Source organism: Chryseobacterium ginsengisoli, from assembly GCF_039542325.1.
Classification (GTDB): domain Bacteria; phylum Bacteroidota; class Bacteroidia; order Flavobacteriales; family Weeksellaceae; genus Chryseobacterium; species Chryseobacterium ginsengisoli.
The window spans coordinates 557,357-574,173 of the sequence record NZ_BAABHX010000003.1; the positions used below are offsets into that span (position 1 = coordinate 557,357).

At 33.9% G+C, this 16,817-nt stretch carries 13 protein-coding genes; 4 read left to right on the plus strand and 9 right to left on the minus strand.

The window, feature by feature from the left end:
• Positions 1–4: 4 nt before the first annotated feature.
• From ABD940_RS11795 to ABD940_RS11835, 9 genes are all read right to left on the minus strand, one after another.
• Positions 5–628 (minus strand): class I SAM-dependent methyltransferase, encoded by a 624-nt coding sequence (locus ABD940_RS11795; RefSeq protein WP_345203969.1) that lies wholly within the window; start codon positions 626–628, stop codon positions 5–7.
• Positions 625–1,323, minus strand: coding sequence for a WbqC family protein (locus tag ABD940_RS11800; protein WP_345203972.1), 699 nt, complete (start codon positions 1,321–1,323; stop codon positions 625–627). The genes ABD940_RS11795 and ABD940_RS11800 overlap by 4 nt, the downstream gene beginning before the upstream one ends.
• Positions 1,324–1,326: 3 nt before the next feature.
• A complete protein-coding gene (locus tag ABD940_RS11805; protein ID WP_345203974.1) occupies positions 1,327–2,409 on the minus strand; it encodes a DegT/DnrJ/EryC1/StrS family aminotransferase in 1,083 nt (360 codons plus the stop codon).
• A gap of 8 nt (positions 2,410–2,417) precedes the next feature.
• The gene (locus ABD940_RS11810; RefSeq protein ID WP_345203977.1) at positions 2,418–3,611 is read right to left on the minus strand and encodes an ABC transporter ATP-binding protein; all 1,194 of its coding nucleotides are present in this window, start codon (positions 3,609–3,611) and stop codon (positions 2,418–2,420) included.
• Positions 3,611–4,351: an ABC transporter permease gene (locus ABD940_RS11815; protein WP_345203979.1), complete on the minus strand. Its 741-nt coding sequence runs from the start codon at positions 4,349–4,351 to the stop codon at positions 3,611–3,613. The genes ABD940_RS11810 and ABD940_RS11815 overlap by 1 nt, the downstream gene beginning before the upstream one ends.
• A gap of 274 nt (positions 4,352–4,625) precedes the next feature.
• On the minus strand, positions 4,626–5,489 hold the full coding sequence (gene rfbA, locus ABD940_RS11820; protein WP_345203981.1) for a glucose-1-phosphate thymidylyltransferase RfbA: 864 nt from the start codon (positions 5,487–5,489) through the stop codon (positions 4,626–4,628).
• Positions 5,486–5,824, minus strand: coding sequence for a hypothetical protein (locus ABD940_RS11825; protein ID WP_345203983.1), 339 nt, complete (start codon positions 5,822–5,824; stop codon positions 5,486–5,488). The genes rfbA and ABD940_RS11825 overlap by 4 nt, the downstream gene beginning before the upstream one ends.
• Positions 5,825–5,937: 113 nt before the next feature.
• On the minus strand, positions 5,938–7,017 hold the full coding sequence (rfbB, locus tag ABD940_RS11830) for a dTDP-glucose 4,6-dehydratase (protein ID WP_345203985.1): 1,080 nt from the start codon (positions 7,015–7,017) through the stop codon (positions 5,938–5,940).
• A 3-nt stretch (positions 7,018–7,020) separates the two neighbouring features.
• Positions 7,021–8,334, minus strand: coding sequence for a UDP-glucose dehydrogenase family protein (locus ABD940_RS11835; RefSeq protein ID WP_345203988.1), 1,314 nt, complete (start codon positions 8,332–8,334; stop codon positions 7,021–7,023).
• A 223-nt stretch (positions 8,335–8,557) separates the two neighbouring features.
• Between ABD940_RS11835 and rimP the strand changes: the two genes are divergently transcribed.
• The 4 genes from rimP to ABD940_RS11855 all read left to right on the plus strand — a co-directional run bounded on the left by rimP (position 8,558) and on the right by ABD940_RS11855 (position 16,617).
• Positions 8,558–9,025 (plus strand): ribosome assembly cofactor RimP, encoded by a 468-nt coding sequence (rimP, locus tag ABD940_RS11840; RefSeq protein ID WP_345203990.1) that lies wholly within the window; start codon positions 8,558–8,560, stop codon positions 9,023–9,025.
• A 15-nt stretch (positions 9,026–9,040) separates the two neighbouring features.
• Positions 9,041–10,276 carry a transcription termination factor NusA gene (gene nusA / locus ABD940_RS11845; protein WP_345203992.1) on the plus strand — a complete coding sequence of 412 codons (1,236 nt, stop codon included), beginning with the start codon at positions 9,041–9,043 and terminating at the stop codon, positions 10,274–10,276.
• A gap of 78 nt (positions 10,277–10,354) precedes the next feature.
• Positions 10,355–13,423: a translation initiation factor IF-2 gene (gene infB, locus ABD940_RS11850; protein WP_345203995.1), complete on the plus strand. Its 3,069-nt coding sequence runs from the start codon at positions 10,355–10,357 to the stop codon at positions 13,421–13,423.
• 308 nt (positions 13,424–13,731) lie between these two features.
• Positions 13,732–16,617, plus strand: coding sequence for a SusC/RagA family TonB-linked outer membrane protein (locus tag ABD940_RS11855; protein WP_345203998.1), 2,886 nt, complete (start codon positions 13,732–13,734; stop codon positions 16,615–16,617).
• Positions 16,618–16,817 lie beyond the last annotated feature (200 nt).

Here is a 16,817-nt window from a genome sequence, read left to right on the forward strand (position 1 = left end):
ATAATTATTTGTATAAATAAACAGTATATTCGTATAGTCCGTAATCATTTCTTATGATGAAATGACGTGATAAGTTTTTGCATAAAAATTTTGTCAATTCATCAAGTGAAACATGAAACAGGTCATCTCTTTCCCAGTCAACATTTTTTGACATTACATTAAAAGCAATTCCTTTTTTGCATTTTTCGAAAACTTTCGTGATCATTTCAGAAAAATAACTCCACATTTCATCTTGAGTAAGATTTCTTTTTTCTGTAAAGACTCCGTTCAGAATTATATAATCAAATAATGGGAGGTCATTGCCATCATCCAGAATATCAGTCTGATAAAATATGGTTTCAGGAAATTTTTCAGATGCTTTTTGTACAAACAATGGAGAAATGTCAAGACCTGAATATTCAATAGTATTAATTTTGTTTTCTAAAATATATTCTAGAAGATGAGCAGTACCACATCCGAAATCCAAGACTGAATTATGAACATTAATATCCCGAACAACACCAAGCATTACTTGATATCTTTTCATTGCATCTTCTTTATTTGGCCAATCTACACCTAAATGGCTGTCTCCATGCTGAAGAAGACAATTTTCATAGTGATCAACAATTTCTGTATAATTTTTTTTCATATCAATGTATATTCATTTAACAGGTTATGGATTTCTTGTTTTGAGTTGAACATCAGAATATCTATTATAGATAACCAAGGTACAAATTCCTGATTGAATTGCTTGTAGGGAACAAGATTGGATTTTAAAAAATGCAGATTAATTTTTTCTGTTTCAAAAGATTCTTTTGAGTAAAGATCTACCCCTCCAATAGGATTGAAATAGTCGGTAGCTTTTAAAATCTTGCATATATCTAAAATTTTATCACTTCCTTTAAGCAAATTATCTTTATCTAATTCAGAAGATATAATGAAGACAGTATTCAGTTCCAGATATTTTGAAATAGCTGTCAACGTATGATAAATATATTTTGCTACATTATATTCGTCTTTTTTTATGATTTCTTCTATCAATGCAAAAGTATCATTAAAATATGGAGCTTTTTTGTAACAGTGAATAATGGTTTTTAAAAATTGATCTTTCCATTCCGATTCTTCATTAATGTAAGTCTCATTGATCAATTTGTTTTGACTGACATTTTTTAAAGGAACAGTAAAACGTTGAATATCATTATTTGAAAGGATATTATTTCTATTAATCCATCCTTTTTTAATAAAATTTACATCGTCATATATTACGAATTGATCAACTACATTAATTAATTGAAAATAACCAATGTAAGGAAAAATATAAGGTTGCATGATAGCGACTTTCATACATCAGTTGTTTTGAATTCTTAAAATGACTCTTGCAATATATTCTACCTCTTCATGCGTTAAATCATAATAAAACGGTAAGCATAAAACTCTCTTAGAAATATTCTCTGTAACAGGAAGTTCTAATTTTGGCAGATAAGGTAATGCTGAAGCTAGGCTAGGATAAAAATATCTTCTTGTGAAAATTTGCTGTTTATCCAACTCGGTTTTCAGCTTTATTAATAGCTCTTCACTTTCAACAATCACTGGATAATAGGCATAATTTTCATTAGAACCAGAATGCCATACCGGTTTTATGGCTTTTAATGTAGACAATCTTTGATCATAAAGTTCAGCCAATGATTTTCGTTTGTTATGAATTTGATCAATATAAGGTAGATTTGCCAATCCCATAGCTGCATGGAATTCGGAGTTTTTTCCGTTGATTCCCAAATATGAAAATGTATCAAAACTTGCAATCCCAAAATTTCTTATTGAAGCTATTTTTTTTAAAAGATCCGGATCTTTGGTAATAATCAAGCCACCTTCGATGGAGTGATAAAGTTTTGTAGCATGTAGAGAACATGTAGAAATGTCTCCATATTCAAAAATAGATTTACCGTTTACTTCTACTCCAAAAGCGTGTGCGGCATCATAAATAACTTTTAGATTGTGTTTTTTGGCTATAGCATCAATTGCTTCTACATCACATGGATTTCCATAAACGTGTGTTGCAAGAATAGCAGTTGTATTTTCTGTAATAACTTCTTCAATTTTAGCAGGATCAATATTCAGAGACTTTGGATCAATATCGGCAAATACAGGCGTACAGTTTTCCCAGACGATAGAACTTGTAGTCGCTACGAAAGAAAAGGGTGTTGTAATAATTTCACCTTTTATATCCAGAGCTTTTATAGCCATCTGTATAGCAACAGTACCGTTCGTTACAAATAGCAAATGATTTACTTTAAGATGATCTTTAAGTTCCATTTCAAGCTGGCTGGCTAAAGGTCCCATATTGGTAAGCCAGTTTCTTTTCCAAATGCCGTCTAAATATTTTTCATATTCTTCCTGAGGTGGAAGAAAGGGTTGTGTTACGGGAATCATAATAAATTTTAATGTAAAGTTATGATATTTTCGCTATCCAGTTCAAAAGGTATCCATTGTTCCTTTTCTCCACCTACCGTAAATTCAAGAACGTTATTAATGCGAAGATATGGTGATTCTGTAGAGGGATCATATGATCCTATATCCAGAATATATTTTCCTAAGGTAAAAAGAGGATTTTTGACAGTCGTTTTATAGATGATTTTAGAACCTGTCTTTATACCTTCTTTGTGTTCTTTAACAAAAATTCCTGCAATCGGTTTCTGTTCTTTATCTTTAAATTCAAGATATAATACAGGCAATTCTTCAATAGGTCTGTTTATTTTGAATTCAAGAATAAGATTGAAATCCTGATGACGATGAATTTCATTATTCAGAAGATCTGTTTGTACAGAAATCAATTCTAATATTTGGTTGTCGTATACTGTATTTTTGCTGTTGTTTGAAAATTTATTGTAATAAAGCTGAATGCCTTTTCCTATATCTCTTCCTTGATATTCCACTTTTCCATGATCCATTAATATGATTTCGTTGCATATTCTGGATATCATTGGCATGCTGTGAGAAACAAAGATAACAGCAGTGTGGGGAAGTAATTCATCAATTTTACTAAAGCATTTTAAAATAAAACCTAAATCTCCAACAGCCAATACTTCATCAATAATCAATATATCCGGCTCAAGATGTGCTGCGACAGCAAATCCTAATCGCACTTTCATTCCTGAAGAATAGTTTTGTACGGGTGTATCTATAAAATCTCTTATTTCAGAAAAATCGATTATAGATTCTATTTTTTCTTCAACTTCTTTTTTTGTAAATCCTAAAATGGAAGCGTTGTTATAGATATTTTCCCGACCTGTAAGGATTGGATTGAATCCTGCACCCAATTCTATTAAGGCGCCAATTTTACCTTTCATCACAATCTGTCCTTTATCGGGGGCATATAATCCGTTCAAAACTTTTAGAAGGGTAGATTTTCCTGCTCCATTGTGACCGATTAATCCAATACATTCTCCACGTCGAAGCTCAAAACTTATATCATCCACGGCCCAAAATTCTTGAGGTCGTAATTTCTTATCTATTGATAAACCCAATGTACTGCGGATAATATCTGAAGCTCCATATTTAAGTGAGCTTTTCAAGCTTTTACTGAATTTCTTAGATACATTCTGTGCCGATACTAATACTTCTTTGTCTTTCATTATCCTGCAATTTTTTCAATTACTATTGGCATCGATTTTCTGAAAATAACCAAGCCTATCAATAAAACAATAACACTTATCGCTGTTAAAACGAGTGTAAATACCAAAGAATTTGTCTCTACACCTACTAAAGTATTTCTAGTATCATTAATGATATAAGTTAATGGATTCAAACTGAACAGAATTTTGAAAATTCCAGCTCGAGGCATTGCGTATACAACAGGTGTAACATACATTAAAAAAGGAATACCTGTAATAAGTACTTTGCTGATATCAGTGTAAATTAATCCTAAAGGTGTAATAATTAATCCTATCGTAAAAGCAAAAAGTATCAAAGCTATAATATAAAAGGGAAAAAGAAGTAAGCTCCAGGAAGGAGTAATCTGATAAACTATTAAAATACCAATAATAGGAATCATTTTTATCACTAAATTGAAAAAAGTCGTGTAAAGTCCTTTCATCAATAGTGCTTCCTTTGGAAAATTAATTTTAGAAATAATTGATTTTCCCGAATTGACAGAATTTATCGGACTTTGAACTGCTTCAGAGAATATATTCCAAATTGTGGTGCCTAAAATAACAAAAACCGGATAAGGTATTCCTTCGGGTGTGTTTACATTTACTACTCCTGAACCATTTAAAAATAACCAAATTAATGAATTGATAATTACTGGTGCCAATATCCAGAAAAAACCTAATAAAGATTGTCTATGTTGAGACTGTATGTCTCTTTTAGTCATTTGATAAGCTAAAAAATTAGATGACTTAATATCTCGGTAAATCGATTTGAGCTCTTGGAAAAAGTGTGTTTTTTTATCAGATGTGTATACTACGGTTTTCAAAGTAGATTTTTTTTCAAATTTATAATAATTATATTGATTCCGAATTTCATGATTATGAATTATTATTCACATAAAATGAGAAAACAACAACTAATATATTAATATTTGTTGTTGTGAGCAAAAAACTATCAGCCATAAAGCTAATAGTTTTAAAATTTATCAATGTGACTGATTATTTGTTGACCAATTGTTTCAAATATTCTCCGTAACCGCTTTTTCCGTATTTGATAGCGGTTTCCAGTAATTTTTCTTCATTAATGAATTTATTTCTGAAAGCAATCTCCTCGATACATCCAATTTTGAAGCCTTGTCTTTTTTCAATTACTCTTACAAACTCGGAAGCATCGTTCAGGGAGTCAAATGTTCCGGTATCCAGCCAGGCTGTTCCTCTGTCTAAAACGCCTACTTCAAGTTTTCCTTTTTGAAGATAAACATTATTTACATCAGTAATTTCAAGTTCTCCTCTGTGAGAAGGTTTAATGTTTTTTGCAATTTCTACCACATCATTGTCATAGAAATATAATCCTGGAACGGCATAATTTGATTTTGGTGTTAAAGGTTTTTCTTCAATCGAAACAGCTTTAAAATCATCATCAAATTCTACAACACCATATCTCTCAGGGTCTGAAACATGATATGCAAAAACAACACCTCCTTCCGGATTTGTTTTGTTTTTAAGCAAAGTTCCCATTTCTGAGCCGTAGAAAATATTATCACCTAAAACCAATGCTGCTGCATCATCTCCAATGAATTTATCTCCTAAAATAAATGCCTGTGCTAATCCGTCTGGACTTGGCTGAACTACATATTCGATATTACAGCCAATTTGCGAACCGTCTCCTAAAAGTTTAACGAATCCAGCTTGATCATGCGGCGTAGTGATAATTAAAATGTCTTTAATTCCTGCTAACAATAACGTAGACAGCGGATAATAGATCATCGGTTTATCGTAAACAGGCATTAGTTGCTTGCTTACTGCAATTGTAAGAGGGTAAAGTCGGGTTCCGGAACCTCCGGCTAAAATTATTCCTTTCATTTGTTTTTCTTTTTAATATATTTTATATATATCAGAATATTCTCATTGAGGAGCTTACTATAATAATAATCGGTTAAAAACATAGATTTTTCTTTGTCAAAACCTCCGTCAATGGATTTGTAAAAATCAATAAGCTTAGATATTTTATCATTATCAACATAGTTAAATGAAGAATAAATACAATATCCGGCAAAATCTTTATAATTGAATTTTTCTTTTATTTGCTCTTTTTGAGAATCAGTAAGTTTAAGCTCTTCGGAATGCAGCCACAAATAATCTGAAACATAGTTTTTTACAGACTGTTCATAATTACTTGTAATTATGAGCTGGTCCATAAGAGCTATTTTAGCCTCATCTCTGTTTATAGAAATAGGAGGCATCTGTAGTTCTTGCCCAAAAACGGATGAAACTAATAATAAAAATATGAAACTAATAAAAGATTTCATATTTATGAATACTGATTTTCATAATATTTCTGATAATCTCCACTTGTTACATTCTCTAGCCATTCTTTGTTTTCAAGATACCAGTCGATGGTTTTTCCTAAACCTTCCTCAAAAGTTACAGATGGTTTCCATCCAAGCTCTGAATTTAATTTAGTAGCATCAATGGCATAACGCTTATCGTGACCGGGTCTGTCTTTTACGAAGGTGATCAGTTTTTCAGAATAGCCGTCAGGTTTTCCAAGTTTGGCATCCATTTGTTTGATCAGTTCTTTCACCAAATCAATATTCTGCCATTCGTTGAAACCTCCGATGTTGTAAGTTTCACCAGTTTTAGCGTTATTAAATATCTGATGAATTCCTTTTGCATGGTCAATTACAAATAACCAGTCTCTTGTATATTTTCCGTCACCGTAAATTGGTAAAGGTCTTTCATTAAGGATATTCGAAATGCAAAGAGGGATCAATTTCTCAGGAAAATGATTCGGTCCGTAATTATTGGAGCAATTTGAAATGATAAAAGGCATTCCATACGTGTTTCCATAAGCTCTCACCAAATGATCAGAAGCGGCTTTGGAAGCTGAATATGGTGATTGCGGATCGTAAGCTGTTGTTTCTAAAAAGAATCCTGTTTCTCCTAAACTCCCATAAACTTCGTCTGTAGAAACATGATAGAAAAGGTTGGTTCTTTTTTCATCCGGAAATCTCCCGTGTGTATGATCAGGATTTAATGTCCAGAATTCTTTACATAGGTTTAAAAGATTTGCAGTTCCGTTTACATTAGTGTTGATAAATGCCATCGGATCTGTGATGCTTCTGTCTACATGACTTTCTGCAGCTAAATGCACAACTGCATCAGGATTATATTTTTCGAATACTTTTCGTAATTCTTCAGGTTTTGTGATATCTGCTTTTTCGAAAACATAATTAGGTTCATTTTCGATGTCCTTTAAGTTTTCAAGATTTCCTGCATAAGTAAGAGCGTCAAGATTAATGATCGTTGAATCCGGATTGTTTTTTACAAACTCTCTTACAACGTGAGAACCAATAAAGCCGGCTCCTCCTGTGATAATTATATTTTTCATCTTTTAATTCAAAATTGTTTTACGACCGATACTTTTATAATAGAAACCGTTCTGTTCAGGAATTTCCAAGGGATAAATGTTTCTTCCGTCGAAAATTACCTTACCATTCATTTTTTGAGCCATTAATTCAAAATTAGGATTTTTGAATTCCGACCATTCTGTTGCGATAAATAATGCGTCTGCGTTTTCCAGTGCCTCATACATATTTTTTGCATACTGGATTTTATCTCCAAGAAGCTTTTGAACATTGCTTTCTGCAACAGCGTCGTATGCTACAATTTTTGCTCCTTTTTCTAGAAGTAAAGCAATATTGTCTAAAGAAGAGGCTTCACGAATGTCATCTGTATTTGCTTTGAAAGCCAATCCCCAGAAAGCAATAGTTTTTCCTTCAATGTTCCCTCCGAAATATTTTTCAATTTCTGAGACAAGGATTACTTTTTGGGCAATATTTACATTTTCTGTAGCTTCTAATATCTGGAAATTAAAATCTTCCTGTTTTCCTGATTTTATTAATGCTTTTACATCTTTCGGGAAACAGCTTCCTCCATATCCGATTCCTGGGAATAAAAATCTTTGCCCGATTCTGTCGTCACTTCCCATCCCAAGTCTTACTTTATCAACGTCTGCACCTACTTTTTCGCAATAATTTGCAATTTCATTCATAAAAGTAATTTTTACAGCTAAGAATGAATTTGCGGCATATTTTGTAAGTTCAGAAGATTTTTCATCCATAAAAATAATAGGAATTCCTGTATTGGTAAATGGCTGATAAATTTTAGCCATAATATCCTGAGCTTTTTCAGAGCTGGCTCCTACAACCACTCTTGCAGGATTCATAGAATCTTCAACGGCAAAACCTTCCCTTAGAAATTCAGGGTTGGAAACCACGTCGAAAGGAATTTGGGTTTTTGAAGAGATTACTTCTCTTACTTTGTCGGCTGTACCAACGGGAACCGTGCTTTTATTGACAACAACTTTATATTCTGTCATCATTTCGCCAATATCATTCGCAACTTTTATTACGTAAGAAAGATCTGCAGAACCGTCTTCTCCCGGTGGAGTTGGTAAAGCTAAATATATAACTTCGCTTTTGTCTAAAGCTTCCTTTAAATTGGTAGTGAAAAATAATCTCTCGGCTTGTATGTTTCTAAGGAACATTTCTTCAAGATTCGGCTCATAGATGGGAACTACGCCGTTTTTCATACCTTCTACTTTTTTCTCATCAATATCTACACAGTATACTGAATTGCCAAGTTCTGCAAGGGTAGTTCCTGTAACTAATCCTACATAACCCGTTCCTACAATAGTAATATTCAAAATGTATGTTTTTAAAAAATTCAATGACAAAAGTAATAAAAATACTTTCACGAAGGCGCTTAATTTAGTGTAAATAAAATTTAACATATTCACTTGATAATAAGATGATTTTGCTTTTTTAATAAAAACTTCGTATATTTGCATTGGATTAACGGAAAAACATGGGAAGGCCTTCGGAAGAAAGCCTTTTTTCGTACTGTTAAATGAAGATTTTAAATAACGTATGGAGTTTAGAAAAAGAATTGAAGAACTATTAAATGAATTCCTTGAAACCAGAAAAGATTTATTTCTTATCGATTTAAAATTTTCTGCGGGGGATGACATCACAGTGATTTTAGATGGTGACAACGGAGTTTCTTTGCAGGATTGCCTTGATGCAAGCCGAGCAATAGAATTCAATATGGATCGTGAGGAGCATGATTTCAGCTTACAGGTAATGTCCGCTGGATTGAGTGAACCTCTTGCAACTCCGAGACAGTTTGCTAAGAATTTAGGAAGAGAAATTGAAGTTTTATTAAATGACTCTGAAAAAATTGAAGGTGAGTTAGCAAAAGTAGATGAAGAAAAGATTACGCTTATTCTGCGTTACCGTAAACCGAAAGAGGTAGGTAAAGGTAAAGTAGATGTGGAGGAGGAAAAAGAAATTTTGTACTCTGAGATTAAGAAAGCATTAGTAACAATTAAATTTTAAAAGAAAAAAGAATAAATGGACAATATAGCGTTGATTGAATCCTTTGGTGATTTTAAAGACGAAAAAGGGATCAGTAAGATTGATCTTATGGCAATTATTGAGGATTCACTGAAGACACTTTTGAGAAAAAGATACGATTCGGATGATCATTTTGATGTGATCGTAAACCCTGATAAAGGAGATTTTCAAATATTTTTAAATAAAACGATCGTAGACGACGAAATGTCGGAAGACGATGATTTGGAAATCGAAATCTCGGAAGCTAAGAAAATTGATCCTACTTTTGAAGTTGGGGAAGATTTTACAATGGAAATTCCTGTTGCACAGTTAGGAAGAAGAAATATCCTTACTTTGAAACAGATTTTGGCTACTAAATTGCAGGAGCACAACAACGCAATGTTGTACGAGCAGTTTAAAGATAGAATCGGGGAGATTGTAGTAGGGGAAATTCACCATATCCGTCACAAGCACGTGATTTTGTTGGACGATGAAGGGAACGAATTCATTTTGCCTAAAGAAAATCAGATTCCATCGGATTTCTTTAAAAAGGGTGAGAATATCAGAGCTATTGTGGAAACAGTAGATTTCAAAGGTTCAAAACCACAGATTATTATTTCCAGAACTGCACCTAAATTCCTAGAGAAATTATTAGAGCTGGAAATCCCTGAAATTCAGGATGGTACTATTATGCTGAAAAAAGTAGTAAGAATACCTGGTGAAAAGGCGAAGATCGCAGTAGATGCTTATGATGACAGAATTGATCCTGTAGGAGCTTGTGTGGGTGTGAAAGGTTCAAGAATTCACGGAGTTGTAAGAGAGTTGAGAAATGAGAACATCGATGTTATTCAGTGGTCGAAAAACCCTGAGATTTTGGTGAAGAGAGCTTTAGGAAATGTTACAATTAATAAAATTGATATCAACGAGAACGGAACTTATGCATTGGTATATACTCCGGTTGAAGAGATCTCTAAAGTGATTGGAAAACAAGGTCAGAATATCAGACTTGCTTCTTGGTTGACAGGTTATGAGATTGATGTACATAGAGAATCCAGCGAAGACGATGATGTTGAATTGAGAGAATTCAATGATGATATCGAGCAATGGATTTTGGATGAATTTAAGAAAGTAGGTCTTACTACTGCAAAATCAGTTTTGGATAAAGAAACTGAAAGCTTATTGAATATGGTTGACCTTGAAGAGGAAACTATTGAAGAAGTAAAACGTATTCTGAGAGAAGAATTTGAAGATTAAGATTTTTAAGTAAATTTTAATAAACAGTAAAAAAGAAATACTTTAATTTTAAGAATTAAAAAACAGTAAATAATATAGATGCCAAAAATTAGATTAAATAAAGCGGTTAAGGAATTCAATATTTCGATGTCCAGATTAGTAGAATTTTTACAAGCTAAGGGTATCGAGGTTGAAAGCAATCCTAACGCTCAATTGGAAGAAGCGGCATATTCTGCATTGGAGGCTGAGTTTGCCAAAGACGGCGAGCAACGTAAAGCTTCCCATGAGGTGGTGATCACTAAAGTTCCGGAAGAAAAGCTGGAAATTGAAGAAAAGAAAACCCCTGAAGTAATAAGAGCTAAAGCAAATAAACCGGAAACTAAAATTTTAGGTAAAATAGACTTAGAGCCTAAAAAACCTGAAGTTGAAGAAGTTCCTGCTCCAAAACCGGAACCTGTGGTGGAAGAGAAAAAAGAAGAAGTTGCTCCTGCTCCTGAAGTAAAAGCAACTCCTGAGAAACAGGAATTCAAAGTTCTGGATAAAATAGATTTGTCTCAAATCGAGTCTAGAAACAGACCTGTAAAAAAAGACAAACCAAAAATGGAGGAGAAAAAAGAAGAGGAAAAACCTGTAGAAAAAGTAGCTGAAAAAACAGTGGAACCAGTGAAAGAAACTCCAAAACCTGTAGCTGAAAAACCTGTTCAGACTCCTACTAAACCTGCTGAGGTAAAACCAGTTGAACCAGTGAAAACTGATGATGAGCCTCAGGAACCTCAAAAAATTGAAACCGTTTATCAAAAACTTGACGGTCCCAAAATTGTTGGTGAAAAAATCGACTTAACTCAATTTGCCCCTAAACAAGGAGCCGGAGCTAAGAAGAAAAGAAAGAGAATTGAAAAACCAGGAGGTGGTAACAACCAACAAGGTGGAAACAATAATCAGCAAGGCGGAAATAATAACAATAACCAAGGCGGACAAGGAAACCGTCCTCAAGGTCAAGGCGGACAAGGAAATAATCGTCCTCAAGGTCAGGGTCAAGGACAAGGTGGAAACCGTTTTGGAAATAATAACCAAGGAGGCGGACAAGGAAACCGTCCACCTGGACAAGGTGGTCAAGGCGGCGGAAATCGTTTTGGAAACAACCAAGGCGGAAATCGTCCTCCAGGTCAAGGCGGACAAGGAAACCGTCCACCTGGACAAGGTGGTGGAAACCGTTTTGGAAACAACAACAGACCTGGTCAAAGAACTATGCCTGTTGAATTAACAGACGAACAGGTTAAAAATCAGATCAAGGAAACCCTTGAAAAATTAACAAATAAAGGAGGTAAGTCTAAGTCTGCTAAACACAGAAAAGATAAGAGAAACTTCCGTAGAGAGCAGGACGAACGTCAGCAGGAAATTGATGCTGCAGACAGAACATTAAAAGTAACCGAATTCATCACAGTAGGTGAATTGGCGAGTTTGATGAATGTTTCTCCTACAGAAGTAATTTCTGCTTGTTTCTCTTTAGGTGTAATGGTTACCATGAACCAAAGATTAGAAGCTGATACCTTATTGTTAGTAGCTGATGAATTTGGATACAAAATCGAATTCTCTGATGCGGATCTTGAAGAAAGTGATGCAGAAGACGAAATCGACAATGAAGAAGATCTATTACCAAGAGCTCCGATTGTTACTGTAATGGGACACGTTGACCATGGTAAGACTTCATTGTTGGATTATGTTAGAAAAACTAACGTAATTGCCGGAGAATCTGGAGGTATTACACAGCACATTGGTGCTTATAACGTGAAATTGGAAAACGGTCAGAGAATTACATTCTTAGATACACCGGGTCACGAAGCTTTTACAGCGATGAGAGCGAGAGGAGCACAGGTTACGGATATTGCAATTATCGTAATTGCTGCTGATGACGATGTGATGCCTCAAACGAAGGAAGCGATTTCTCACGCTCAGGCTGCAGGAGTACCAATGATTATTGCAATCAACAAGGTTGATAAGCCAAATGCAAACCCTGATAACATCCGTCAGCAACTTTCTGGAATGAATATTTTGGTAGAAGAATGGGGTGGAAATGTACAGGCTCAGGAAATTTCAGCTAAAATGGGTAATAATATGGATCTCCTATTAGAGAAAGTATTATTGCAAGCAGAAATGCTTGAATTAAAAGCTAATCCTAACAGAGTTGCAAACGGTGTTGTAATCGAAGCATCTTTAGATAAAGGTAGAGGTTATGTGGCAACAATGTTGGTGCAAACTGGAACTTTAAAAGTTGGAGATTATGTGGTGGCAGGTAAAAATCATGGTAAAGTAAAAGCTTTGCTTGATGAAAGAGGTAAAAACCTTACTGAAGCAGGCCCATCAATTCCTGCAACAATTTTAGGCCTAGACGGAGCACCTACAGCTGGTGATAAATTCCGTGTTTACGCTGATGAAAGTGAAGGTAAGGCAATTGCTAATAAGAGAGAACAACTTCAAAGAGAACTTTCGATCAGAACTAAAAAGCATACGACGCTTGAAGAATTGGGTAGACGTATTGCTTTAGGAGAATTCAAAGAATTAAACATTATCCTTAAAGGTGACGTGGATGGTTCGGTAGAAGCTCTTTCTGATCAGTTACAAAGATTATCAACAGAAGAAATTAGTGTGAAAATTCTTCACTCAGGTGTTGGACAGATCACAGAATCTGATATTAACTTAGCGGCTGCTTCTGATGCTATTATCATCGGATTCAATGTAAGAGCTGGTGCAAATGCTAAAGATCTTGCAGATCGTGAAGAAATTGAAATCAGAACTTACTCTGTAATCTACAAAGCAATCGATGAGGTAAAAGAAGCGATGGAAGGCATGCTTTCTCCTGAAATTCAGGAGCAGGTTATCGGTAATGTTGAAATCCGTGAGGTGTTCAAAATTTCTAAAGTTGGAACGATTGCAGGTTGTATGGTTCTTACCGGAAAAGTAACGAGACAGTCAAAAGTAAGATTGCTTAGAGATGGTATTGTGAAATTTGATGGAGAACTTGAAAGTTTGAAACGTTTCAAAGATGATGTAAAAGAAGTTACAAAAGGCTATGAATGTGGATTGAACTTGAAAGGTTATAATGATATTGAGCAAGGTGATATTCTTGAAGTTTATGAAGAAGTTGCTGTTAAGAAGAAGTTAAAATAACCTTTATTTTCTATATAAGAATTGAAGCCACTCTGAAAAGAGTGGCTTTTTTATTACGTTCATATTGAATTTATAATGGTTCTAAATAAATTTTATGGTATTAAAAAAAAAATGTTAAACACAAAATTATTAGTAAAACTTTTTAACTGACTTTATAAATAGGGAAAATTATACTTAAATATACTGCGTGGCACATAATGAGTATAGTGTAACTATTTTAGATGATAATATTTTAAAAAAGTTAAAAAATTGGATATGTTAAAATTTATTAACATATTTGTTTTTCTTAAATATTAAAATTTGTTAATATGAATGTGAAATTAAGTGTATTAACGGCTGGAGTTTTGTTTTTTACAGGACAGGTCGTATTTGCCCAGACGGGTAAAAGAGATACTGCAGCAAAAGAGCAGCAGATTGAAGAGGTAATAATGGTCGGGTTTGGGCAAAAGAAAACTGTACAGGAGATTACAGGTGCTACAAGCACAATGACAGCGAAATCTATTGAAGATGTTCCTGTTGCGTCTATTGATAAAATGTTACAGGGTAGAGTTACGGGGGTTCAGACAGGAAGTGCTTCTGGGCAACCTGGAGGGTTTGCAAATGTAAGAGTGAGAGGTGTATCTTCTATTAATGGTGTTACATCTCCAATTTATATTGTTGATGGCGTTAGAGTTGCTAATGGAAGTTTGGGAACTGCAAATGGAACATCAGCTCTTACTAATATTTTAGCGAATTTAAGTCCTGATGATGTAGAAAGTATTACAGTATTAAAAGATGCTGTCTCTACTGCGGTATATGGCGCTGATGCAGGAGCGGGAGTAATTGTAATTACTACGAAATCAGGAAAAAAAGGAAAGGCAAGGTTTAATTTATCATTTAATAGTGGTTTCAATCAACAGGCTGTTGATATGGCGAGAAACTTTTCTGCTGGTGAATATAAAACTTATCTAAGGGATATGTTTAATAATTCATTGAATTCAAACTATTCTATTGAACAGATTGCTGCAGGGTCATTATCTGGTCAGATTTCGGCAGCTGCAAATGCACAGGCTGTAGCTGTATTTTCTTCTCCATATGATACCAATTGGCTAGATGTTGTAAGGAAAGATGGTTATCAACAAAATGCAGACTTTAGTTTGTCTGGTGGTAATGACAAATTTACTTATTATGCTGCTGCTAATATGTTTGAGCAGAACAGTATTATTAGAAATTCATTTTTCAAGAGATTGTCTTACACAACAAAATTAAGTTATCAAGCTACTGATAAATTAAAAATTAGTACAGATTTCCAAATCTCTCATAGTAAAACCAGAACATTGAGTGATGGAGGTGCTTTCTCTAACCCTATGTTGGCTCAATATTTTAATAGACCTACTGATCAAGCAAAAAATGCTGATGGTAGTTGGTATCTTGGAAATCCTGCAAATAGCAGATTAAGTAATAATCAGTTTAATCCGGGATATTTACTGGATAATAACTATATTCAGGCTGGTACATTCAGAGCATTCGCAAACTTAAATGTAGAGTATAAAATCTTAAAAAATCTAACTTATAGATTTGTATTTTCACCCGAATATTTGAATATAGAAGAGGATACTTATTGGAATCCACTTCATGGAGATGGATATACGTATGGAGGGTATCAGAGAACTTCTGTCAATAGATATTTTAATTTTAACATACAAAATATCTTGGATTATTCTCAGAAGTTTGGTAAGCATAATGTAGGAGCATCTTTAATTCAGGAAGCGTATAAACAAGACAGAAAATTTTTAATGGGTACTGGTATTACAGTTGGTACGCCAACACTTGAAACATTAAGTAATTTTGTAGTACCTTATGGTTATAGTGGAACAAGAGGAACAAGCTCAAGATATGGGTATGCGGTAACAGGACATTATGATTACGATAAATTACTTTTATTAGATGCATCATACCGTAGAGATGTTCTTTCTCAATTTACGCCAGGTAGTAAAGCAGGTAATTTCTGGTCTATTGGTGGAGGTGTAGATTTGGCAAGACTTAATTTTGTTAAGGATATGGAATTAATATCAATGGCTAAATTTAGGGCATCTTATGGTAAGTTAGGGAATCAGGTAAATGCAAACCCATATGCACTATACTTGTATGATATCAACTATAATGATACTTCAGGAGCCAGATATTATAATATTTATAACCCAAATTTGTCTTGGGAAACTGTTAATCCTTTAAATATAGGAATTGATTTAGGATTCTTAAAAAATAGAATTACAGTTACGGCTGAATATTATAATAAGAAAACAAATGATCTTATTTATAATTCACCATTATCTCCATCCCAAGGTGGAATTACAAATGACAATGGAACGTTAAGATATGGTGTAATGCTTGATAACGTAGGAACTCTTGTTAATAAAGGGTTTGAATTTTCTGTAAATGCTGATATTTTCAAAGGAGATAGAAATCAGGTAAATTGGTCTGTTGGTGCAAACTTATCTACACTTAAGAATGAAGTTACAGAATTATATGGTGGAACTGTTAATACAGCATCTACAACTCTTAGGGTAGGGGAAGGTGTTAGAACTTATTATTTAAGAAAATGGGCAGGTGTAGATCCATCAAATGGAGATCCTTTGTGGTATATTAATGGTATTGATGGTGCAACTACTAATGATTATAGCAAAGCACAACAAGCTGTTCAGGGATCATTTTTAAGCAATGTATTCGGAGGAGCTAATACAAGTATTTCATATAAAGGATTTGCGTTAGATCTTCAATTCACTTACGGATTTGGAGGGAAAATTTACGATAACTGGGCTAACTATACTTACAGTGATGGACAGTATTCACTAAATTATCCAGGATATGCTGATGTAATGGGTGATTACTGGACACCACAAAATACAGGGGCTTCTAATCCAAAACCATTATATGGAGGTAATAAGCTTTCTAACTCTGCTTCAACAAGGTATCTTTATGATGCTGACTATATCAGATTAAGTAATGCAAGATTCGGATATACTTTTACTGGTGATATGTTGAAGGGATCGGGATTAAATTCAGTACAAGTTTATGTGATGGCTAATAATGCTTGGACTCATAATTTTGATGATAGATTAAAATTCGATCCAGAGACTAATATTTCAGGAACTACAAACTTAAGTTTACCTGTATTGAAGTCTTATTTGTTTGGTGTTAATGTTAGTTTCTAAAAAAAAAAAATGAATAAAATAATAAAAATAGGATTATTGTCAATCGGTGTAATTGCTACAAGCATATCTTGTTCCGATGACTTTGTAGATAGAGAGTTTTTCCAAGAGGTACAACAAGCTCCTTTAAAAACAGAGAACGAAATGCAAGCTTTTGTGAGAGGTGGATATGATTGTTTACGTTCATCTAATTATTATGGAGC

Excerpts from the sequence above, each read along its gene's own strand:
- ABD940_RS11805 (WP_345203974.1), bottom strand. The coding sequence starts at position 2,409 with ATGATTCCCGTAACACAACCCTTTCTTCCACCTCAGGAAGAATATGAA.
- ABD940_RS11800 (WP_345203972.1), bottom strand. The coding sequence starts at position 1,323 with ATGAAAGTCGCTATCATGCAACCTTATATTTTTCCTTACATTGGTTAT.
- nusA (WP_345203992.1), top strand. The coding sequence starts at position 9,041 with ATGGACAATATAGCGTTGATTGAATCCTTTGGTGATTTTAAAGACGAA.
- ABD940_RS11855 (WP_345203998.1), top strand. The coding sequence starts at position 13,732 with ATGAATGTGAAATTAAGTGTATTAACGGCTGGAGTTTTGTTTTTTACA.
- rimP (WP_345203990.1), top strand. The coding sequence starts at position 8,558 with ATGGAGTTTAGAAAAAGAATTGAAGAACTATTAAATGAATTCCTTGAA.
- ABD940_RS11795 (WP_345203969.1), bottom strand. The coding sequence starts at position 628 with ATGAAAAAAAATTATACAGAAATTGTTGATCACTATGAAAATTGTCTT.
- ABD940_RS11810 (WP_345203977.1), bottom strand. The coding sequence starts at position 3,611 with ATGAAAGACAAAGAAGTATTAGTATCGGCACAGAATGTATCTAAGAAA.
- ABD940_RS11825 (WP_345203983.1), bottom strand. The coding sequence starts at position 5,824 with ATGGACCAGCTCATAATTACAAGTAATTATGAACAGTCTGTAAAAAAC.
- infB (WP_345203995.1), top strand. The coding sequence starts at position 10,355 with ATGCCAAAAATTAGATTAAATAAAGCGGTTAAGGAATTCAATATTTCG.
- rfbA (WP_345203981.1), bottom strand. The coding sequence starts at position 5,489 with ATGAAAGGAATAATTTTAGCCGGAGGTTCCGGAACCCGACTTTACCCT.
- rfbB (WP_345203985.1), bottom strand. The coding sequence starts at position 7,017 with ATGAAAAATATAATTATCACAGGAGGAGCCGGCTTTATTGGTTCTCAC.
- ABD940_RS11815 (WP_345203979.1), bottom strand. The coding sequence starts at position 4,351 with ATGACTAAAAGAGACATACAGTCTCAACATAGACAATCTTTATTAGGT.